Raw genomic sequence first — 22,266 nt, forward strand, 5'->3', positions numbered from 1 at the left:
TTAATCCTCCTGAACGACGACGGTTCCAACAGGCTCGCCCTTGAGGGCGTTTTTGATATTATCCTCGCCCTCGATGTTGAGAACGATGAGCGGCATGCGGTTGTCCTGGCACAGGGCGGCTGCGGTGGAGTCCATGACCTGCAGGCCGCGAACGAGCACCTCGTGGTAGGTGATCTGATCGAAGCGGACGGCGTCGGGGTTGGAGACGGGGTCCTTGTCGTAGACGCCGTCGACCTTGGTCGCCTTGAGCAGGCACTCGGCGCCGATCTCGCATGCGCGCAGGGCGGCGGCGGTGTCGGTCGTGAAGTATGGGTTGCCCGAACCGGCGGCGAAGATGACGATGTCGCCCTTCTGGAGATGATTGATGGCGCGGCGGCGGATGTAGGGCTCGCACACCTCGTTCATCTGGATCGCGCTCATGACGCGGCACGGCGCGTCGAGGCGCTCGAACGCATCCTGCAGCGCAAGGGCGTTCATCACGGTCGCGAGCATGCCCATGTAGTCGGCCTGGGCGCGATCCATGCCGTTGGCGGAACCGGCGAGACCGCGGAAGATGTTGCCGCCGCCGACCACGATGCCGACCTGAACGCCGTCGTCGTGGAGCTGCTTGACCTGGCGGGCAAGACGCTCGGTGACTTCGGGGTCGATGCCGTAGCGGCCCTCCCCCATCAGCGCTTCGCCGGAGAGCTTAAGCAGCACGCGTTTGTAGAGGTACTCAGACAAGATGTCCTCCTTCAATCGTCAGACTGCACCCATTCTAGCGAATAATGGGTGCCGCGCCCACAAAAAAGCAGGCCACAGGTCGAAACCCATAGCCTGCTTGGTCATCATGAAACGATGAACTAGTTAGCGGCTTCGCCGGAAACCAGACGGTCGAACGCGACGACGCGGACGTTGTCGCCGACCTCCTTGGAGACCTTCTCGGCGTACTGCTTGATGGACATGCTGGAATCCTTGATGAACTCCTGCTCGTTCAGGACGAAGCCCTTGAAGAACTTCTCGAGACGGCCCATGGCCATCTTCTCCTGAATGGCCTCGGGCTTGCCGGACTCGGCAGCCTGAGCCTTGTAGATGGAGACCTCGTGCTCGACGACCTCGGCGGGCACGTCCTCGCGAACGGCGCTGATCGGGGCCGTGGCGGCAACCTGCATGGCCACATCGTGAGCGAAGGACTTGAAGGCCTCGGTGGAAGCGGTCTCGGGCTTGTCGAAGGCGAACTCAACGAGAGCGCCGATCTTGCCGCCCATGTGGATGTAGCTGGCGACAGCGCCGTTGGCCGGCTTGCGGATGGCGAAGCGGGTGATCTTCATGTTCTCGCCGATGATGTGGATCATCTCGGTGAGGGCGTCCTGGACGGACTCACCGTTCATGTCGCACGCGAGCAGGGCGTCGACGTCGGCAGGCTCGGTGGTGCAGGCGACCTGCGCGACATTGGCGACGAAGCCGGTGAACTTGGGGTTGGAGGCGACGAAGTCGGTCTCGCACGCGACCTCGGCGAGCGCACCCTCGGTGGCGTCGTCGGAGATGTATGCGGCGACTGCGCCCTCGTTGGTGTCGCGACCGGCCTTCTTGGCGGCAGCGGCAAGGCCGTTCTTGCGCAGGATGTCGACGGCGGCATCCATATCGCCATCGGCCTCAACGAGAGCCTTCTTGCACTCCATCATCGGGGAGTCGGTCATCTCGCGGAGCTGCTTGACCATAGCGGCGGTGATCTGAGCCATGTCTGTTCCTTTCGAACTCAATGATGAACGAACGTTAGGCTATAGGGTTACTTACTCGGCAGCGGCCTCGGTCGCGGGCTCGGCAGCCTCAGCGGCGGCCTCGGGCTCGGCGGTGCCGGCCATCTCGGCCTCGGAGATCTGCTCCTTGCCGGTGCCAGCGAGGCAGGCGTCGGCGAACAGCTCGCACATGAGGGAGACGGCGGAGATGGCGTCATCGTTGCAGGGGATGCCGTAATCGACCTCGTCCGGATCGGAGTTGGTGTCGATCAGGGCGACGACGGGGATGTGCAGGCGCTTGGCCTCCTTGATGGCGTTCTCCTCGCGCTTGGTGTCGATGACGAACAGAGCGGCGGGCAGGGACTTCATGTCACGGGCGCCACCCAGGTTGGTCTGGAGCTTGGTGAGCTCCTTGCCGAGAACGGCCTGCTCCTTCTTGACGCGCAGGGCCATGGAACCGTCAGCGACCATGGCCTCGAGCTCCTCCATGCGGTTCATGCGGGAGCGGATGGTCACGAAGTTGGTGAGCATGCCGCCCAGCCAGCGCTGGTTGATGTAGGGCATGCCGGCGCGCTCGGCGGCGGACTTCACGGCCTCCTGGGCCTGCTTCTTGGTGCCGACGAACAGGACCTTGCCGCCGTGGGCGCAGGTGTTCTTCAGGAAGGTGTAGGCGCGGTCGGCCTCGACGATGGTCTGCTTGAGGTCGAGGATGTAGATGCCGTTGCGCTCGCCGAAGATGTAGGGGCGCATCTTGGGGTTCCAGCGACGGGTCTGGTGACCGAAGTGGCAGCCGGCCTCGAGAAGGGTGCGGATATTGATCTTGGTAGCCATGGATAACCTCCTGTGGTTCGCCTCCGCGCAGGCATCCGACCTCGCTGGCCACCTGGGAAAATGCTACCGTGCCCCCAGGCACCACGGCTCAGCGAGTAGCCGCGCGTGTGTGATAGATACGTTGCCCAGTTGAGCAACCCGCAGAATAATAGCAGGGAACGGCTGCGGTGTGGAGGGGAAATTCTCCCCTGCCTCATTTTCCCACGCGACATGCACAACGGACCGTTTGACGGAGCGGGCGGCCTGCGGCAGTCGCCCTCCTTTGAGTCAACTTCGGGGGTGCGCCTGCTTGAGGGCGCCCTTGAGCCGCTCGGGGGTGAGGTGCGTGTACAGCTGCGTGGTCGACAGGCTCGCATGTCCGAGCAGCTCTTGGACGCTGCGCAGGTCCGCGCCGCCTTCCAGGAGGTCGGTCGCATAGGTGTGGCGCATGGCGTGCGGCGTGATATCGGCGGGAAGGCCCGCGCGGCGCACGAGCGTCTCGAAGCGGTACCGCAGCGAGTCCGCGCTCATGGCCCGTCCGCGCGATGAGACGAACAGTGCGCGCTCCGTCTGCGGATCACCCGTCTTTGAGCGCTCGAGCAGTCGGGGGCGCGCATCGAGAAGGTAGCGGTCAAGCGCCTCCCATGCGCGGCGGTACAGCGGGACGATGCGCTCTTTCGAGCCCTTGCCGAACAGCCTGACCGTGGCGTCGCCTCTGTTCAAGCTGTCGAGCGTGAGGCCCGCGAGCTCGGAGATGCGCGCGCCCGAGGCGTAGAGCACCTCGAGCATCGCCCTGTCGCGGATGCCTTCGGGCTTGGAGCCGTCGGGGATCGCGAGCAGCTCGTCTATCTGCTCGGAGGTCAGCGCATGCGGAAGGTTCTTGGGGATCTTCGGGGACGAGATGGCGGCTGCGGGGTCGGATTCGATCACGTCCTCGGCCGCGAGCCATGCGTAGAGGGAGCGGATGGAAGACAGGTGCGCGGCGATCGTCTTGGGGGCGTAGCGCGCCTCCCTCAGCTGCGCAAGGTAGCGTCTCAGGTCGCGAACGGAGACGCGCAGGCCGTCGAGGCGCGACCGCTCGACCCATGCCGCATACGCGTCGAGATGGGATGCGTACGCGCGCACGGTTTGCGGGGACATGCCCTCCACGCGCTCGATATGCGCGCAGAAGGCCTCGACGGCGCCGCGGATGTCCTGGATCCGCTCCATCTAGCGGACGGGCCCTCGGCCGAACAGGTCGGGCCTGCTTGCGCAATAGGCGGAAAGGTCTTTTGCGGCCCGCTCGGCATAGGCGGCGTAGCGGTCTCGCTTGGACCTGCGGCGACCGTCCTCAAGCGGCGGCACAAGGCCGAAGTTGACGTGCATGGGCTGATAGCCCGACGTGGCCGGATCCGTCGCATAGGCCACGAGCGCACCGAACGCGCCGGTGACGGGAAGCGAGACCCCGTCGATCCCCTCGAGATCCGCATAGGTGTTGAGCGCGGCGAGCAGGCCCGATGCGATCGCCTCGGTGTAGCCTTCGGTTCCCGTGATCTGACCCGCCAGACGCACGGAAGTCCCGGGGATGCGGAACGTCCGGTCGAGCACCTGGGGCGCATCCACGAAGGTGTTGCGGTGCATGACGCCGTAGCGGAAGAACTCCGCGCGCTCGAGTCCGGGGATCATGCGGAACACGCGCTTCTGCTCGCCGAACGTGAGGTTCGTCTGAAAGCCCACGAGGTTGTAGGCGGTGCCCTGCGCGTTCTCCGCACGCAGCTGGACGGCGGCCCAAGGACGCCTTCCCGTGCGCGGATCGGTGAGGCCGACGGGCTTCATGGCGCCGAACCGGATGGCATCTTTGCCCGTGCGAGCGACCTCCTCGGCGGGCTGGCACGCCTGGAACAGGTCCCCTCCCTCGAAATCCTTGAGCACGACGCGCTCGGCGTTGACGAGGGCGTCGATGAAGGACTCGTATTCCTCTTTATTCATGGGCGCGTTCAGGTAGTCGCCCACCTGGGCGTCATCGTAGCGGGACTGCCTGAACAGGATGTCCATGTCGAGGGTTGATGCGTCCACGATGGGCGCCGCCGCATCGAAAAACGAGAGGGAGTCCCCGCCCACAAGGTCGATCACCTTGGAAGAGAGCGCCGGCGAGCAGAGCGGACCGGCAGCGATGACCACCGCGCCCTCGGGAATATCCGTGACCTCCTCGCGCACGACGGTGATCAGGGGGCGCGCGGCGACTTCTTGCTCGACCAGCCGGGAGAACTCGGTCCGGTCGACGGCGAGGGCGCCTCCTGCGGGAACGGCCGCGCGCTCGGCGCACGAGAGGAGAACGGAGCCCATGCGGCGCAGCTCGTCTTTGAGCAGGCCCGCAGCGGAGTCGGATCGGGTTGATTTGAACGAGTTGGAGCACACGAGCTCGGCGAGATGACCCGTATGGTGTGCGGGAGAGGAAACCTGGGGGCGCATTTCGTACAGGCGCACCGCTATGCCCCGATCGGCAAGCTGGCAGGCGCACTCGCTGCCTGCGAGACCGCCGCCCACTACCGTGACCATCTTGTTCTCCATTGCGCTCCCATCGATCGTTCATGATGGCGCCCGCTTGCGCGGGCGCGGGTTCTACCTATTGTGCATGATGGCACCTCGAGCGTGAAGTGCGCGTTTTGTGGGCGCGAATCTCCCATCGATGATGCGCTCGATCCTTCCTGTCATCTGAAGCCCGCTCAAGACGTTCAGGCAGCTGACGGCATCGACGCCGAGCATCGCCGCGATCTCGTCGATCCGCATGGGGTTTGCCACCAGGGCATCCAGTATTCGACGCTCCGTCTCCGACATCCCCGACTCCTCCGCGGGGCCGATGCGCGAGAACCTCAGGGTTTCGAAGATCCGCGAGACGGCGACCTCGAGAGACTCCTCATCGACGATGATGGTCGCCCCGACGGAAATGAGGTAGTTGGATCCGCGCGATTCGGGCGACAGGATCGAACCGGGCACGGAAAGGATCTCTCTGCCGAGCTTGTTGGCCGCATCGGCTGTCGAGAAGGTGCCCGACGGCATGCCGGCCTCGGCGACGAAGACGGCGCGCGCGAGTGCGGCGATGATGGCGTTCCGCTTGGGGAACGCGTAGGGGCGCGGCTGCGTCCCCCATCGCTCGATCGAGACGACGGCGCCCCCGGTCTCGAGGGTCCGCTCGATCAGGCGGGCAGACGATGGCGGATAGGTGACGTCCGCCCCTGTTCCGAGGACGATGACGTGACGTCCTCTTTCAGCGAGGGCGGCCTTTCCCGCCGCCTGGTCGCATCCCCGCGCGCCGCCCGAGACGACCGTGATGCCGGATTGCGCCGCCACGGTTGCCGCCATCTCGGCGACGGCGATGCCGTAGGGCGTCGGCTTGCGCGACCCGATGACCGCGAGGCCCGGGTCCTCCAGGACGTCGAGGTTTCCCCGGACATAGAGCGTCTCGGGAGGCTGCGACAGGTCGAGCAGGCTTTTCGGATAGCGCGTATCCGATGGATGGAGCTCATAGCGCGTGTCAGGCAACTTCGTCACCGGTCCTTCCTCTGAACATCGATGCCTCGAGGACATGCGTCTGCCTGACGTCCTCGGACTCCTCGATGTCAGCGATCGTTCGGGCGATTTTGCTCAGGCGCACGATGCCTCGTCCCGTGAGATGGGCGGCACGCGCGATCTGGATGAGCGCCGTCTCTCCTCCGCCGTCCAGGCGGTAGGCGGCGACCGCGCCGTCAAGCGGCCGTTTGCTCCGTCCGAGGTCCTCCGGTTTCCCCTCATGGTCTTCACGCCAGGTCCTGAACGCTCGTCCGCGCTCGACGATTTTGCGAAGGTCGGCAGACGACATACCCTCTGCCCCCTTCACGACCAGCTCCGGATCCGGACGCATGACGTCGATGCATAGGTCGATACGGTCCGCCAGGGGGCCCGAGAGCTTCGAGAGGTATCGCTCGATGGCATGTGGCGTGCAGGCGCAGTCGATCTCCCGGTCACCGAGGTATCCGCACGGGCAGGGGTTGCTGGCCGCCAGCAGCTGGAACCGCGATGGGAAGGAGTATGCTCCCTCCGCGCGCACCAGCCGCACGACACCCGCCTCTATCGGCTGGCGTAAGGTCTGCAGGACGCCCGTCGAGAACTCTGCGAGCTCGTCCAGGAACAGGACGCCTCCGTGGGCAAGGCTGATCTCCCCGGGGTGCACGGGCCTGCCGCCCCCGATGAGGCCCGCCGCAGAGATGCTGTGATGAGGGCTCCTGAACGGGCGGACTCCCCTGAGGAGGCCATCGACCGCCTCCCCCATGACGGAGTGGATGCAGAGCGCCTCCTGCTTCTCCTGCTCCTCGATGGGCGGCAGGATGCTTGTCATCCGTCGCGCGAGCATGGTCTTTCCTGCTCCCGGGCTGCCGACCATGAGCAGGCCGAGCTCGCCTGCGGCCGCTATCGCCATACCGCGTTTCGCGACTTCCTGTCCCACGACATCGGAAAAATCGGGCTGCGCTCCGGGATGCTCGATGCCCGGCATGCTGTGCGGATGTCTCTGGACGGCTTCTCGAACGCCGATACGTAGCGACCCGATGTGCGAAAGCGTGAAATGGTCGACGGAATCGAGCGGAACGTGCTGCTCATTGATCGCGGTCACGAGCGCCAAGCCGGACGCGCGGGCGAGCAGCTGATAGGCGACCTCCCCGCGCACCGAGCATACCGAGCCGTCAAGCGCGAGCTCTCCAACGAGCAGCGTGTCGTCCAGCCCGACTTCGGGAATCTGGTGGGACGCCGCGAGAATCGCCACGGCGATGGGAAGATCGAAACCGGACCCGCTCTTGCGCATATCTCCCGGCGCGAGATTCACAGTGATGCTCTTCCGGGGAATCTCGAAGCCCGCGGCACGAAGCGCGCACCGGATGCGTCCGCGGGCCTCGAGAACGCCCGAGTCGGCCATGCCGACGAGCGAGATGCCCGGCATCCCTTCGGCCATGGAGACCTCGACGGTCACCGGGTACGCCTCGACGCCGCGTATGCAGGCCGCATGCACCGCGTAGACGCCCGAGCCGCTCATTGCTGGCAATCCCATTCAAATGCGGAGACCAGATGCTCGATCTCCGCGAGGAACCCGGGGCGAAGCGTGACCGCTATCACGTCGAAGCGCAGCGCGAACACGGGGAAATTTTCCATCTGGTAGCGTGCAGCGATGCGCTCGTAGCGGCGCTGTTTGCGCTCGTCGACCGCGAGCTCGGGGTACAGGCAGTCGTCGTCGGTGTGGTTTCTCCTGGTTTTCACCTCGACGAGCACCACCTCCTCGCTATCCGGGTCGAACATGACGAGGTCCGCTTCGCCTTCCGGACAACGGTAGCCCTGGCACATCGCATCGTACCCCTGGGCCTCTAGATAGGAGCAGGCAAGGGCTTCTCCTAGATAGCCGAGCTCCTTCGCGGTGAACGTGTCGATCATCTCGGGATCTTCGGCGCACGCGTTGATGAACTCCTCGTGCGTCTTGAATCTGTTCTGGATCCGATGCTTTCGTTTGCCCATGGCTGCTCCTTTCTATCAAGAGGTGAAAGGAGTATGGAGATGGGGGCGCGCCCGCCGTCCTGTTGACGTTGACGAGCGAACCGGCGAAACCCTATCCGCATCGTACAGACGGCCAACGATCGAGGTCGCAGCGCGCTTGAGGTCTCATATTCAGTTGCTGGGCTTCACGCAGCCTTCTAGAAGAGCCGCGCGGTCTCGAGAAAGTTTCCGCAGAAGCTGACGCGATGGATGGGGCTGAGCCCATGTTCCTTGATGGCGGCGATATGTTCAGGCGAGGCGTACCCTTTTGACTGGGCAAGATGGTAGCCGGGGTATTCGCCGTCGAGCTCGACCATCATCTCGTCACGGGTGACCTTTGCCACGATCGATGCGGCGGCGATGCAGGCGACGGTGGCGTCCCCGTGCACGACATCGCGCTCGTTAGGTACGGCACCGAGCGGGTTTCCATCCATGAGGACGCAGTCGGGCGTCACTCCCGTATCTTCAACCGCCCCCGCCACCGCGCGCCGCAGGCAGCGCGCCATCCCGAGCTCGTCGATCTCCGCGGGTGGGATATGACAGATGCCGATGGCCGTCGCGACCTCTGCGATACGGGCGGCAAGCAGCTCGCGCTTTGCCGGAGACAGCTGCTTTGAGTCGTTGAGGCCCCAGATGACCGGATCTGCCGGCAGGCAGACGGCGCACACGGTAAGCGGCCCTGCAACTGAGCCCCTTCCGACCTCGTCGACCCCCATGATGACGCCCTCCCCACCGAGGTCGCGCATGGTGCGGTACATGTCGATGACGCGCTGCCGCTCAGCGAGCACTTTCTCCCGGCGTCTCGCCGCGCGCTCGCACGCCTTTTGAACTTGGGAGCGCGGGTCGTCTCGATAGCGGTCGAGCAAGGAGGGAATCTCTTCGATCGATGCGCTTGTCAGCTCTGCCGCGATCTTGGTCGCGGGAAGCGAGCTCGTCATATTTGCCATGCCAGTTCCCTTCGATCGGCAGCCCCATTGTACTGTCCCAGCCCCGCCAAAACGTCGCTAAAAAAGAGGGCCACCCCGAAGGATGGCCCTGTGAGATGCCGGATTGAAAAATCCTTAGCGCTTCTCGGGGATGCGAGCAGCCTTGCCGACCTTGTCGCGGAGGTAGTACAGCTTGGCACGACGGACGCGACCGTGACGGACGACCTCAAGCTTGGCGATCTTGGGGCTGTGCAAGGGGAAGGTACGCTCGACACCGATGCCGAAGGAGATCTTGCGGACGGTGAAGGTCTCACGGGAGGAGCCACCGCTCATGCGGATGACGTCGCCCTGGAAGACCTGGATACGCTCGCGGTCGCCTTCCTTGATGCGATAGTGAACCTTGACGTTGTCGCCAACGCGGACCTGCGGGATGTCCTCGCGGATGTCCTGACGCTCAATTGCGCGGATGTAATCCATCTTCTCGATCCTTACTCTTACCAGAGGTGCCGCTGAGTGACGACACATGGGTTGAACAAACGAAATTATTATACGCAAGCATGTGGTGAACGCAACACAAATTATGTGGGGCTTCGATGGTGACGAGACGCCCCGGCGCGTCGGTTTGCCGCGGAAAGTCGCAGACATCTCGCTTACGCTCGCACGAATGTAGGCCATACTGTACATGAATGACTTGATGAGCGCTCCGACTGGAGGAACCATGGCACAGCAGAAGACGCGGGTCCGCAGCATCCGCATCGGTTCGGTCGTCCTCTTGGGGATCGCTCTGGTTGCGGCGATCGTGTGGGGATCGGTGCTTGTCCGCACCCAGATGCTCGAGAACGCAAAAGAGCTTGCGACGCGCCTGGCGACCAGCTATGCGCAGCTGGCTCAGACGCGCCTGAGCTCGTTTGAGCAGTTCTTGAGCTACAGCGCGAGCCGAATGGACGAGTTGATCAGTGACGGCGCCGACGGCGCTCGGATGCAGCGATGGCTTGAAGGGTTCAACAGCGGCATGGCTTCCACGATGGATTCGGAGATGGCCGACCCCTACGCGGTCATCGACGGCACCATCATCGCCGCGAATCCATGGGAAGGCGACGAGGACTTTGATTACAGCCAGGCCTCTTGGTATCAAGGTGCCTTGAACGCGCATGGCGCGGTATATGCGACGGATGCCTATACGGATACGATCACGGGCGGAAGCATCATCACGCTCTCTATCGCCCTGAGCGGTTCGGGCAATGTTCTGGCATTCGATATCCAGCTCGACGAGTTGGGAGCCGTTGCCGCGCAAAAGGCGGCTGACAGCGGCATGGGCTACGCCCTGTTCGACCGAAACGGAGAGCTTGTCGTGAGCAGCGGGTTGCTGAGCACGGAATCCTCCGAATCGTCCGAGTTTCTCGATCGTCTGAGGGAGGAGATCGACACCGGAGTCCTCGATCAAAGCGACGCGTCCATCGCCGGGCCGGACGGCACGAACCTGAGCGTCTTTTTCACGGAGCTCGATCCGGGCTGGCTCTCCGTGGTCACGATACCCACGATGTCGCTTCTCATGAACGGGATCACGCCGGGGTTCTTCGCCCTCATCGCGCTGTGCGCGCTGCTGCTCGGGGTCGTGATCTACACGGTGCTGCGCGAGCGCAAGAGCTCGCGAGCCATGCACGAGTCCGAGGACATCATCCGCATCCTCGGCAACACGTATTTCGGCATCTACCGCATCAACTACCTCGATCAGACCTATACGACCGTCAAGGCCTCACCTGATACGGCGGCCGCCATGGGAAAGTCCGGAACCTATGCTCATTTCATGGATGAGATGCGCAAGGTGGTACAGGAGGAGACCTTCGAGCGGTTCGCCGAGAGCTTCTCGTGCGAGAACATCCAGCGTCGCGAGCAGGAGGGCGTTACCGAGTTCGGGGGCCGCTACCTCAGGCGATTCGGCGACGAGTATCGCTGGGTGAGCGTCGCGAGCATCACGAACGCGGAGATCTCCAACGGCGAGGCCATCATCTGCTTCCGTGCTGTGGACAACGCCATGCGCGAAGAGATGCAGCGCCAGAAGCTCCTCGAAAGCGCGTTGGAGACGGCGCGTCAGGCGACGAGCAGGCAGCAACGGTTCTTCAGCAACATCTCGCATGACATGCGCACCCCGCTCAACGCCATCGTGAACCTCACGCAGATGATTCGGAGAAACCCGGATGATCGCGAGCAGACGATGCGCTGCCTTGCACTGCTCGAAGAGGCTGGCAACCAGCTCGTGACGCTCGTGAACGACATCCTCGACATCTCCCACATCCAAAACGCCGAGCAGAGCACGCTCGATCTGGCGACGGTCGACTTGGTGGAATGCGCGCGGACGTCGGTCGAGCTCGCTCGACCTCAAGCCGAGCAGGGCAATAAAGTCATAGAGCTCCATTCTGCCTGGCAGTCCCGTTGGGTGCGCGCCGATTCGAAGCGACTGGGGCAGGTACTCAACAACCTCATATCGAATGCCTTGAAGTACAGCCTGGAAGGGGCTCGCGTCGATGTGACCCTGAGCGAGCCCGACGCGCGCGAGGACGATTCGCGCAAGGCGCGGCTGTTCCAGATTGAAGTTGCGGACACCGGGATCGGTATGACCGAGGAGTTCCTGGGACGCATCTTCGACCCGTTTGCGCGTGAGACTATGTTCGCGCCGCGCGGCGTGGTGGGCACCGGATTGGGCATGCCGATCGTCAAGAACCTCGTCCAGCAGATGGGCGGCGACATCGCCGTCTCAAGCAAAGTCGGCGAGGGCAGCGTGTTTACCGTGACGATTCCGCTCGAGATCGCATCGTCTCCCGAGAAGAAGGCCCCCGATGAGTCGACGGAGCGCGGCAAGGCGGCAGACGAGGACGCCGTGTCGTTTGCGGGCAGGCGCGTGCTGGTCGCTGAGGACAACCTGACGAACCAGATGATCGCCGAGGCCTTGCTCGGAGCACTCGAGATCGACGTCACCTGCGTCGACAACGGCAAGCTCGCTCTCGAAGCGTTCCGCGAAGCCGATGCCGGCGCATTCGACGCGATCCTCATGGACATGAAGATGCCCGTGATGGATGGAGTGGCCGCCACGCGAGCGATCCGCGCACTCGAACGTCCCGATGCGAAATCGATTCCCATCATCGCGGTGACCGCGAACGCGTTCGCGGAGGATGCCGCTGAGGCGCGCGGCGCGGGGATGGACGGTTACGTGACGAAGCCGATTGACGCTGCCGCGCTCGCGCATGCGCTCGAGGAGGTGTGGCAATAAACGATGAGGTCACTTTACCTTCCGCCCTGTCTTGCGTTCGTGAAAGAACCGACCCATCCGAAATGCACCATTTCGGGAACAGGCAGAGCGAGTAAAATGGTATATGCGCATATTTCCAGCGTGTTCCAGCTGCCAACATGCGCCGGATGAATCCGGTTCTGATCTCGGAGGTGCATACTGTTGGCAGGGATGAACCAACACATCAATCTCGAGAATCCCGAAATCCTGCGTTCATGGCTCGAGATGGCCTTGATGAGGACCGATAGCGAGCTGTGGGTCTACACGCCTTCCGATAAGCATCTAGACGTGTATGGGTTCAACGAGCAGGGAGAAAGCATCCATTCTGTTTTTGAAGATGCCCCTGCTTCGTGCATTGATGGTGGCCATGTCCACCCTGATTCCATCGAGGACGTGAACTCCCTTTTCCGGGCCATCGATCAAGGGCGTGAGCGTGAAATCGTATCCGTTCGCTTGAAGCAGCCGTCGACGGGGGATTTCGCGTGGTGTTCCCTCTCCTATCAGCTTCATGTATCTGAGGATGGCACTGTCGACTATGCGGTTGGCATGCGCTCGGCGCCCCGTTCGGCATTTGAGGATCGTTTTCCCGTAAAGGGAACATTTCCCGAAGCGCTGTACCCTTACCTCATGCGTTTTGGTCAAGCGAACATCTCGCGTGGCAGAATGCGATTATTGTTGCGTCGCGACGAGCGTCGGGTGCACTTGCTTCGCGAGATTCCTTATGCCAACGCGATTGAAATGGGTGCCGCCACGCTCTTCTCTTCGAATGATCAGACATCGTATCGTGAGTTGTTGGATCCCTGCCGTCTTGTTGAGCGGTACCAGGCAGGAAGACGCTGGTCGGTCGCACGCTATCGCATGGTAGGCGCCGGCAGCACCATAATGAACGCGCGCATTGCCGTATGCGTCAGCATGCCAGAACAGGGCGATGACCTTATCGCGTCGATCTATGTGAACGCATGCGATTCGCGTTCGAACTGGGAGGCCAAATCCGAGATTTCCGCTGTTCGAGATCGGGAAACGCAGCTGTACTCGCAGGGCTATGCCAAGCTGCTCATCAATTCGTTGATGGGCGACGAGTCGCAAAATGATGTGTGTGCCATTTGCGCAATTGTGCTGGATGGAGCCAGCGGTATTTCAGAGAACCTGCGGGCGGATCTCATAACGGCAATCGGCGTCTTTATGAACACCGATTGCATCGCGTATTTGTACAACGAGACCACGATCGGTATCTTCTTTCCCAAGATTCCGTCCTCTTCGGCGGTCAAACGTCGACTGACAGGCGTGTTCAAGGCGGTGCGGGACAGCTTCCGTGATGCAGATGCCACCTCTTCAGAGGCGCTCGCGTCAGTACGGCTGATCGCATCGACGGTTTTCGGTTTCCTACGCACCTTCGATTTCAACGTCGCAACACTCAATGCATACGAAATGGCGTTGAAGCACACGGCTGAATCAGCTAGTGAAGATGGGGATGTCGTCGATGACCCGTTAGCGCTGCGCGACCTGACCATGGTGCAGCAAACGGTGCGAGCGGACATGTCCGATATTCCCGATATCGACTCGCTGAGCCGCGAGGAGCTTGTCGCCTACGCGGAGACGCTGCGCGCCATGCAGGATGCTGAGGCTCCCTCGCAGGCAGTCTACGTTGCACTGAGGGCCGCGGGGTTGTATTACCGGGCCCGCAGAGCCTATGTGCTCATGATGCCCAAGGATGACGAGACCATGACGGTGCTCTACGAGTGGACGGCGCCTTCAATCATGAGCATCCAAAGCCTGTTCTCTAAAACGCCTGCCTCGCGCTTTCCGTTCATTTTAGCGAATGTGGGTTCCGACAGACCCGTATTCGTATCGCACAGGCACTCGGCCTCTCACCCTGATGGCTCCGAGAATCAAGATCCATGGAGGTTCTCCATCATCCCCATCTCCCATGCCGCAGCCTGCGCGATGGCGCTGTGCATCGATGGCCCTTCAGACCATCTCAATTCCTGGTCGCTCGCTTCCTGTCTCGGCGGCCGCATTTTGCATGAATGGATCAGGTTGACGCGGGCGTCTCGATCGAAAGACCCGATGGTTCTTGCGTCTGATTTCTCCTTGCACGATGACCGCGATCTCGAGATGATGCTTGCTCGATCCAATCGCAACCCTTGGGGCTCCGCAGGCATGCTTGTCGTTACCCTCGCGGATTTACAGGATGTATCGAACGAAATTGGATTCAAGGGCGTATTCGATCTGTATATCAAAGTCCGCATGCTGCTCACCTCACTGTTTGGAGAGGAGCTTGTCTTCCATACAAGCGATATCGAGTTCGTCGCGCTCTCCCCCAACCAACCTTATAACAGCTTTATCCAACGATGCGGCCAAGCGCGGCTCGCCTTGCACAGCCTGCATCCGGACTGGTTCTCACTGGGAAGCTCGTGGTCGGATAACTCGCGCGACGTCTACGGAATCCTCTCGGAAGCGCGCGCTGTCGCAAAACGGGACAACTCCCACAAGGTGAGGATAGGACATCGAAACGATCATGGGGCGAACGATACCGAGCAGACGTCATTCCCCTTGCCCTTCACTTCGCCCCGTCCACTTCAAGGCGGATATACCATCTATCTGCAGCCGAAAATTGATATGCGCACCGGAGCCCTTGTTGGCGCAGAGGCGCTTGCCAGGTCTATCGGCAGCGACGGTGTGGTCAATGCCCCGGCGAGCGATATTCGTCGACTAGAGGAAGACGGAACGATAAGCGAGCTCGATTACTTCGTGTAAAATGATCTTTTGCACAGTGTGGATAGATTCGCCGTCCCGACTGCCTCGGTCGTATAATCCGAGATGACATAGCACGCCCGCGAGAGCGTCCCGCGGGGTGCCGCGCTCTCGCGACGTGGTGGTCCGGATCGCGCGGCATCCCGCGGGACGGGATCGGACCACCACCATGCGCGCAAGGAAGAAGATGCCCTCGGCGTCCGCGACGCCGTGGGACGGCGTCCCCGAATCGGACGTCACGCCCGCCCAGGCGCTCGTCGCCCGGGCCCACCGCGAGGCCTACGCCGCCAGGCACGCCCCGACCGCCGGGGACGCGGAGTTCCTCAACGGGTACGAGCGGGCATCCTGCCCGCGGTGCGCGTCGCCCGACATCGTGCGCGACGGTTTCGACTCGCGCGGCGTCAGGCGCTGGGCCTGCCGGTCCTGCGGCAGGACGTTCACGCCCGCCACGGGGACCATCTTCGAGGGGCGCAAGGTGCCGGTCTCGGATTGGTGCGAGTTCGTCATCCAGCTGCTCTCCTTCGACAGCGTCCGCGAGATAGCCCGCTCGAACCGCAGGTCGCCGACCACCCCGCCCTGGTGGCTCGCCAAGCTCTTCCTCGTGCTCGACGGGATCCAGGACGGCACCGTCCTCTCCGGGCGCGTCCAGATTGACGAGACGTACTACCCGGTCCCCGCGGCGGAGGCCGAGCGCAACGCCGACGGCTCCCTCAAGCGGGGCCTGTCGCGCAACAAGCTGTGCATCGCGGTCGCGACCGACGGCCGGGGCCGGTCCGCCTTCGAGCCGTGCGGACGGGGCAAGCCGAGCGCGCGGAGGGCGCTCGCGGCCTACTCGGGCCACGTCGCGCGGGGCTCGACGCTCCTGCACGACAAGGAGAAGTCCCACCGCGCCCTGGTCCGCGAGCTCGGGCTCGCCAGCGTCGAGTACGACTCGAGGCGGCTGAAGAGCCTGCCCGACCGGGAGAACCCGCTGGCGGACGTGAACCGGCTGCACTTCCTGCTGAAGTCGTTCCTGGACGCCCACAAGGGCTTCGACCGCGCCGACCTGAAGGGATGGCTCGACCTGTTCAGCGTCATCGCCAACCCGCCGTCAGGCGCCATGGAGAAGGCCGCGATGGTGCTCGGTCGCGCCATGGAGTGCCCCGGTACGCTGAGGTACCGGGACTTCTATGGAGGAGGCCGCAGCTAGGCGGCATATATGGAGTCAAATCTATCCACACTGTGCAAAAGAGCATTGCTTCGTGTTTGATGCGATGCTTGCCACCATGAACTCTTGGAAAAGCCGGGGCATTACCATTGTGCCCATCTCGAGCAACTTTTCGCGCAACACGCTGCTTGGCTCCACGGCGTTGGCGTCGGTGCTTGCGATTCTAAGCAGGTATCCGGAGATACCCGTCGACAAGGTTGAAATGGAGATCACCGAGGCCGCGATCGACCTGGGCAACCATACGCTCTCTGAGGTTGTCGAGCGATACCGTTCTCTAGGTCTGCGCGTCGCTCTCGACGATTTCGGGTCGCATTACTCAAACGCATCGGTGCTCGCAAACGTGCATTTCGACACGATCAAGCTCGATCGCAGCCTCATCGGCGACCTGCCGGGCAACGAGGTGAGCCGCTTGCTCGTTCGAAACATCGCGGATATCTGCAAGAGCCAAAACATGTGCTGCATAGCGGAAGGCATCGAGTCGATTGACCAAGCGCGAGCGTTGGTCGAAGAGGGCTGCAACATCTGCCAGGGCTTCTACTACGATCGCCCGATGCCTGTCGAACTATTTGAGCGGAAGTATTTCGAAGTGTAAGGGTCGCTGTCCCGTACGTGCGGCGCCGTCATTGAAGTCCTGCTTTGCAGTGGAGGCTCGGAAGGTGATTTTTCGGCAATTCTCGGGGCCGGAGCCTCCACTAGAGAGCGTGGGACATGGATCGGATGCGTCCATGCTCAACTGTGCTAAATGAATAGGCCCGGGATGCATATACTTCCCGGGCCTTTGCTGCTATGCGTGCGCTCGCGCTTCGCTACCGAGGCTGTCGATGATGGTGATGACCAGTCCCTTGATGGTGTTGTCCGTCGTGCGGTAGGGCGCGATGCGCAACGTGTAGTGACGGCCGTTCATCGCTGTGATCTCGCGGTCGATCGGCGTGAGGTTCTTGAGAACGGTTTCCGCGTCTCCCACGATGTCCTCATCGGGGAAGCTATGGGCGAAGATCTGTATGGGCCTGCCCACATCGTGATCCATCAACTGGAATTCACGACCAACGTACTCGGTGAACTTTCGAATGTTGAAGTTCTCGTCGATGAACAGGATGCCGATCATCGTCGAGGACAGGAAGTTCGAAAGGTCGTTCGTCGTCATGGTGAGCTCGTCGACTTTTTGCTGGTACTCGGAATTGACCGTGTAGAGCTCCTCGTTGACCGACTGCAGCTCTTCATTCGAGCTCTGCAGCTCTTCGTTTGCGGTGAGCAGCTCCTCGTTTGCCGCCTGAAGCTCCTCATTGACCGTCTCGAGCTCACCGATGGTGGACTGCAGGTCGCTTTGCGATTCGCGCAGCTCGCTCTCAAGATCGGCGATGCGGCGGGCCGCAGTGGCCTCGATGTCGTACTTCTCGACGATACCCGTCTGTCCCATGGTGTCCTCACGCTGCTCGACGAACAGCATGGCCGTGAGGTCCGCGTCGAGGTTGCCCGGCATGGGAATGGGCTGCGCAATAAGGTCGATGACCTTCGGTCCCAAGGGGCAGTCCACGCGGATGCCCTCGTAGGTGACCGCCTCGTGCTCCGTGCGGCAGCGCGACAGCGCCGTGGAGGCCGCGAGGCTCAGGTCGCGGTTCACGATCGTGAACAGGTTGAACGTGGCCTTGCCCGGGGCGATGCTCACGAAGTCGAGGTAGTTGCCGAAGAAGTGGATGACGTCGTTGTTCTCGTTGATGATCACCGACGCGGGCAGGAAGCGCTCAAGGTAGTTGGTGTAGATGTTCTCGAGCCCGTAGTCCACCGTGCGCGAGCCCTCGGGCACGGTATGGCGCGTGGGCACCGCCTGGACCGTGGGGATGTTGAAGGCCGTTGGCGTGGGGCTGTCGATCTTGCCGGCACCGTTGTGGATGTAGATCTTCTCGGCCGAGCAGGCGGGCTGGAAGACGTTGGGGTACTCGTTGGCCGTCTCGCTCTTGCCCAAGAACAGGTAGCCGCCGTTCTTGAGCGCGGTATGGAAGATGGCGAACAGGCTGCGCTGTAGCACGGGCTGGAAGTAGATCATGACGTTGCGGCAGCAGATGAGGTCGAGCTTGCCGAACGGCGGGTCGGACAGCATGTTGTGCGGCGCGAAGATGACCATCTGGCGCACGTCTTTGATGATGTGGTAGCGCCCCTCGCGCTTCACGAAGAAGCGCGCAAGGCGCTCGGGCGTCACGTCCTCAATGATGCTCTCGCCGAAGACGCCCTTGCCGGCTTTCTCGATCGCCTTGACGTCTATGTCGGTGGCGAAGATCTTGACGTCGCGCTTGATCTGGAGCTCGTCCATGACCTCGCGGAACAGGATAGCCACCGAGTAGGCCTCCTCGCCGGTGGAGCAGCCGGCGCTCCAGACGCGGATGGGCTCGTTCTCGCCGGCGTTGCGCACGATGCTCGTGATGACACGGCTCTTCAGGACCTCGAAGTAGGCGGGGTCGCGGAAGAAGCTCGTGACGCCGATCAGGATCTCCTTGGCAAGCGTGGAGATCTCCTCCGGGTCGTCGTCCAGCACATCGGCGTACTCGGCGAGCGAGGAGGTGTGGGTGACCATGAGGCGGCGCTCGATGCGGCGCAGGATGGTGGAGCGCTTGTAGTAGGTGAAGTCGATGCCGACCTCCTGCTTGAGCGCAAGGTAGATGCGCGAGAGGCTCTCCTCGTCGCTGAAGGCGCCCAGGTTGTCCTCGGGCATGAGGTCGATATGGTAGCGGGCGAAGTTCACGATCTCGTCGGCGATCTGGCGCGGAGGCAGGACCCAGTCGACGAGCCCGGTGCTGATGGCGCTGCGCGGCATGCCGTCGAACTTGGCGCTCTCGGGCTGCTGGACGATGGTGAGGCCGCCGCTCTCCTTGACGGCGCGGATGCCGCTCGTGCCGTCGGTGCCGGTACCGGAGAGCACGACCGCCACGGAGCGCTCGCGGTACTCCTCGGCAAGGGAGGCGAAGAAGATGTCGATGGGGTGGTTCAGCACCGCATGGTCATAGTCCGACAGGCGCAGGCGGCCGCCGGCGATGGTGAGGTTCTTCTTGGGCGGGATGAGGTAGACGGTGTCCGCCTCGATCTCCGTGTCCTGCTCGACCTGCAGAACCGGCATGTCGGTCTGCTTGCCCAGGATGTCCGCCATAAGGCTGCGGTGGTCCGGCGAGAGGTGCTGGATGACCACGAAGCCCAGCCCGCTGTTGGGCGGAAGCGCTTGGAACAGCTCCTGCAGCGCCTCTACCCCACCGGCAGATGCACCGACTCCCACAACGAACGAGGCGGCGTTACGGTCCTTGCGTTTCCGTTTATCTTGCGCCATGAGCCCGACCTTTCTGACTGTATGACGTGTGCGGGCGAGTTCGGTACCGTCGAAGCAGGCATTCGTACACGTAATGACGTATTTACGGTTACTACCACTATACCTGTTGATAAAGCAACAACCCTCCGCAATTCGCCGATATCCGGTGGGTGGTCGCTCCATTCTTGATCCTGCTTCGCATACTTTATCGCTGCAGCAGTGATGGGGTTCAACCAATTCATGTCCCGGTGAGCATGGGAATTGGTCTTCTACGATGTCCACATCAATCAATTATCTTCGAAACCGAAGATTAACTACCTGTTTGAACACATGTATTCGTTCTGCTTTTGGTACCGTTATACTGTCATGTTGATATTAGAAATCGGTAAAGAGGAGGCGAATTAATTGCAGACCTGGATTTTGGCGCTCGTTGGCGTGCTTTTGGTTATCTGCATCGTATTGTGCGTCCTTCTTATTTGGGTGCTTCTCGTACTTAAACAGGTTGATTGGCGTCTGAACGTTATTGACGGCAAACTGATCGCTATCGATTCTCATTCAAATGGGCAGAATGGCGAACATCCGAAGCGCAATGATACGCAGAGGGAAGCGAATAGGGGCACCACACCCCGCAGCGGATCTGCCGCGGCACGAAAGCAGGCCATCGAGCAGGCGCAGCACGAGCCAAAGACCAACAACCAGTATGTCGACCCTCGTCCTGATGTCGTTCTTCGCGAAGGCGGTTCGGTTCAGACCGCACAAAAGGATGTACGAACCTCACGTATCATCAGGCGCGGCGGCAAACCGATCTACGACAAGAAGACGGATTCGATTGTCATTGAGACCATATCGAAGTAGCACCCCTAATTAACCAATCGGGCCCGAAGTACGGGCCCGATTGGTTCTACTATCTGATAGCTATGCAGCTATATCCCGACAGAATCGCATCATCATGGTTGCAAGCTGAGCCCTATCGAGAGTAGCCCTTGGAGCCAGATCTCCCGAGTCCATTCCCGTAAGAAGCTCAACATGCGTAGCCCATGTCATGGACTGTACCGCCCAATTGGATGTATCTTTATAATCGGGATACGAAGTGAATTTGCTGGAAGAGCAGGCCATGGAAACACCAAGCTTCTCTGCATACCTGTAAAGAATTACAACCATTTCCTCGCGAGTTATCGCACGTTCTGGCTCAAAGATTCCCTCCCCTATACCGGCAAGAACACCATTTTGAGCTGCCCAATTCAAGGGATTGTAATACCAAGCATCCTTCGGAACATCCACCATGAAAGCCTCGGAGCTTTCGACGGGGCTGCCCTCCAAACGATACAGAACCGTAGCTGCCATCGCTCTAGAAGCCTGAGTGAACGGTTCGAAGGTTGCAGGAGTTGTGCCGCTTAGAATGTTGTTGACGTAAGCATAGTAAACGGGACCCGCATACCAAGACTCTGGATCGACATCGTCATATGATGTGTAGTAACGAGCGATTTCCGAGCATTCAGAATCAGTTAATGCGAAGGTATCTACCAACCGGTTTACTCCGTTAGATACATCCTCAACAATTGCTTGATCAAGATACTCTTTTGCGGGGACACCGTCTAGTCGACAAGGCCTACTCATCAATCGAAGCTGAAACTCCGGAGAAGTCCCGTCAACGAAATAATTCAATTCGGTCTTTCTCGCGCCTGCACCAGCCATCAAGATTTCATAGTCTGTATTTGCAAGAATAATTCGGTCAGTTGTGCTGCTTCTTCTTGAATAAGGATAAGCCATGGTAGTGGGCCTAACGTGAGTCCAGCCCTCCATACACCTCAAAACAAGCTCATAATCTTCTTTAATTACTTCAGTGTATTCCTCTTCAGTCTCCCCTTCGACCATGTTTGCACCGTGCCTACCACCGTCGATAAAGTAATGAAGACCGTAGGTATGGGAGCACATATTGATTGTGCCACTTTCCTGCATCTCTTTGATTTCGTTCCACTCACAATATGGATCATCGTCATGGATACGGTCGCCACCAGATTGGACAAAATCCCAACCATCATCAACGCGTTTGCCGATGAGATTAAAATCGGCCTTCATTCGATATTTCGTAAGCAAGGGCCAGCAATGTGTATACACACCCCATGATCCATCATCAATTGAAATAATCAAAGGTTTAGCTGGTAACGGCTTAGATTTGTAAATGAAGTCAATTAAATCTCGAGAAGTTATGGTCGTATAACCTTGTTCTCTAAAGTAGTTCAAGTCCTCTTCGAAATCTTCAGGATGACATGAGTACTTATCATACGTCCAGCCGTTATCAATATCCTGTTCGGAGATAAAGTTATGGTACATGAGAACAGCCACAGGGAAAACCTTGCGAGCGTTCGTACCAGATTTAATAGCAGATGTCTCCCTACTTTTTTGACCTCGAGAATCAAGCTCACGAACCTTGTAATAATAGATATCAGGGTAATCGGCATCGTCGTCTCTATAAGAGTTCGACTCGGAAGATCCTATAATATCGAAAGGCCCGTTCGCGGATTGACTTTTATAGATTTCATAAGAATGGTCAGAACGAGATTCCCAGATAAGCACGAGATTATTGGGATCCTGCCACGTTGCACTTACGCTTTGGGAGAATGCGTCCACTGCAATTGCGGGCTTAGGAAGTGCTGAAGCTAGAGTGGCATAGCCAATTCCGGCAAGCACCGCCCTGCGACGAACTGGGATTTCTTTCATAGTTCTTCTCCTTCCAT

At 60.8% G+C, this 22,266-nt stretch carries 17 protein-coding genes; 5 read left to right on the forward strand and 12 right to left on the reverse strand.

The genetic code is table 11. The features are described 5' to 3' along the window. The 10 genes from pyrH to rplS all read right to left on the reverse strand — a co-directional run bounded on the left by pyrH (window position 1) and on the right by rplS (window position 9,466). A complete protein-coding gene (gene pyrH, locus BN3789_RS07095) occupies window positions 1–723 on the reverse strand; it encodes a UMP kinase (protein WP_066832110.1) in 723 nt (240 codons plus the stop codon). Between the two features lie 119 nt (window positions 724–842). Then, a complete protein-coding gene (gene tsf, locus BN3789_RS07100; protein ID WP_066832112.1) occupies window positions 843–1,721 on the reverse strand; it encodes a translation elongation factor Ts in 879 nt (292 codons plus the stop codon). A 51-nt stretch (window positions 1,722–1,772) separates the two neighbouring features. Further along, window positions 1,773–2,549: a 30S ribosomal protein S2 gene (gene rpsB, locus BN3789_RS07105; protein ID WP_066832114.1), complete on the reverse strand. Its 777-nt coding sequence runs from the start codon at window positions 2,547–2,549 to the stop codon at window positions 1,773–1,775. Between the two features lie 267 nt (window positions 2,550–2,816). After that, on the reverse strand, window positions 2,817–3,737 hold the full coding sequence (locus BN3789_RS07110) for a tyrosine recombinase XerC (protein WP_066832116.1): 921 nt from the start codon (window positions 3,735–3,737) through the stop codon (window positions 2,817–2,819). Then, entirely contained in the window at window positions 3,738–5,078 is a 1,341-nt protein-coding gene (gene trmFO / locus BN3789_RS07115) for a methylenetetrahydrofolate--tRNA-(uracil(54)-C(5))-methyltransferase (FADH(2)-oxidizing) TrmFO (protein WP_066832118.1), read from the reverse strand. A gap of 51 nt (window positions 5,079–5,129) precedes the next feature. Continuing rightward, a complete protein-coding gene (locus tag BN3789_RS07120; protein ID WP_229254252.1) occupies window positions 5,130–6,059 on the reverse strand; it encodes a DNA-processing protein DprA in 930 nt (309 codons plus the stop codon). Continuing rightward, window positions 6,043–7,572, reverse strand: a complete 1,530-nt coding sequence (locus BN3789_RS07125) for a YifB family Mg chelatase-like AAA ATPase (RefSeq protein WP_066832126.1) — start codon at window positions 7,570–7,572, stop codon at window positions 6,043–6,045. The genes BN3789_RS07120 and BN3789_RS07125 overlap by 17 nt, the downstream gene beginning before the upstream one ends. Further along, window positions 7,569–8,045 carry a YraN family protein gene (locus tag BN3789_RS07130; RefSeq protein WP_066832128.1) on the reverse strand — a complete coding sequence of 159 codons (477 nt, stop codon included), beginning with the start codon at window positions 8,043–8,045 and terminating at the stop codon, window positions 7,569–7,571. Before BN3789_RS07130 ends, BN3789_RS07125 begins: the two co-directional genes overlap by 4 nt. Window positions 8,046–8,221: 176 nt before the next feature. Beyond that, the gene (locus tag BN3789_RS07135) at window positions 8,222–9,010 is read right to left on the reverse strand and encodes a ribonuclease HII (protein WP_066832130.1); all 789 of its coding nucleotides are present in this window, start codon (window positions 9,008–9,010) and stop codon (window positions 8,222–8,224) included. 114 nt (window positions 9,011–9,124) lie between these two features. Continuing rightward, entirely contained in the window at window positions 9,125–9,466 is a 342-nt protein-coding gene (rplS, locus tag BN3789_RS07140; RefSeq protein ID WP_066832135.1) for a 50S ribosomal protein L19, read from the reverse strand. 241 nt (window positions 9,467–9,707) lie between these two features. Between rplS and BN3789_RS07145 the strand changes: the two genes are divergently transcribed. From BN3789_RS07145 to BN3789_RS07160, 4 genes are all read left to right on the forward strand, one after another. Next, window positions 9,708–12,257 (forward strand): hybrid sensor histidine kinase/response regulator, encoded by a 2,550-nt coding sequence (locus BN3789_RS07145; protein WP_066832137.1) that lies wholly within the window; start codon window positions 9,708–9,710, stop codon window positions 12,255–12,257. Between the two features lie 180 nt (window positions 12,258–12,437). Then, window positions 12,438–15,032, forward strand: a complete 2,595-nt coding sequence (locus BN3789_RS07150; RefSeq protein ID WP_066832139.1) for a hypothetical protein — start codon at window positions 12,438–12,440, stop codon at window positions 15,030–15,032. Window positions 15,033–15,216: 184 nt separating this feature from the next. Then, window positions 15,217–16,218: an IS1/IS1595 family N-terminal zinc-binding domain-containing protein gene (locus tag BN3789_RS07155; protein ID WP_066828416.1), complete on the forward strand. Its 1,002-nt coding sequence runs from the start codon at window positions 15,217–15,219 to the stop codon at window positions 16,216–16,218. Then, on the forward strand, window positions 16,199–16,828 hold the full coding sequence (locus BN3789_RS07160; protein ID WP_079989168.1) for an EAL domain-containing protein: 630 nt from the start codon (window positions 16,199–16,201) through the stop codon (window positions 16,826–16,828). Before BN3789_RS07155 ends, BN3789_RS07160 begins: the two co-directional genes overlap by 20 nt. A 192-nt stretch (window positions 16,829–17,020) precedes the next feature. On the opposite strand, the gene BN3789_RS07165 is transcribed toward BN3789_RS07160, so the two are convergent. Next, window positions 17,021–19,549, reverse strand: a complete 2,529-nt coding sequence (locus tag BN3789_RS07165; protein WP_066832142.1) for a chemotaxis protein CheB — start codon at window positions 19,547–19,549, stop codon at window positions 17,021–17,023. Window positions 19,550–19,933: 384 nt separating this feature from the next. On the opposite strand from BN3789_RS07165, the gene BN3789_RS07170 reads away from it, so the two are divergent. Next, complete coding sequence (locus BN3789_RS07170) at window positions 19,934–20,383, forward strand: hypothetical protein (protein WP_066832143.1); 450 nt, start codon at window positions 19,934–19,936, stop codon at window positions 20,381–20,383. A gap of 60 nt (window positions 20,384–20,443) precedes the next feature. Here BN3789_RS07170 and BN3789_RS12375 read toward each other — a convergent pair whose 3' ends face one another. Further along, window positions 20,444–22,249, reverse strand: a complete 1,806-nt coding sequence (locus BN3789_RS12375) for an S-layer homology domain-containing protein (RefSeq protein WP_079989170.1) — start codon at window positions 22,247–22,249, stop codon at window positions 20,444–20,446. Between the last annotated feature and the right edge of the window lie 17 nt (window positions 22,250–22,266).

Source organism: Collinsella ihumii (genome assembly GCF_900046475.1).
GTDB classification, from domain to species: domain Bacteria; phylum Actinomycetota; class Coriobacteriia; order Coriobacteriales; family Coriobacteriaceae; genus Collinsella; species Collinsella ihumii.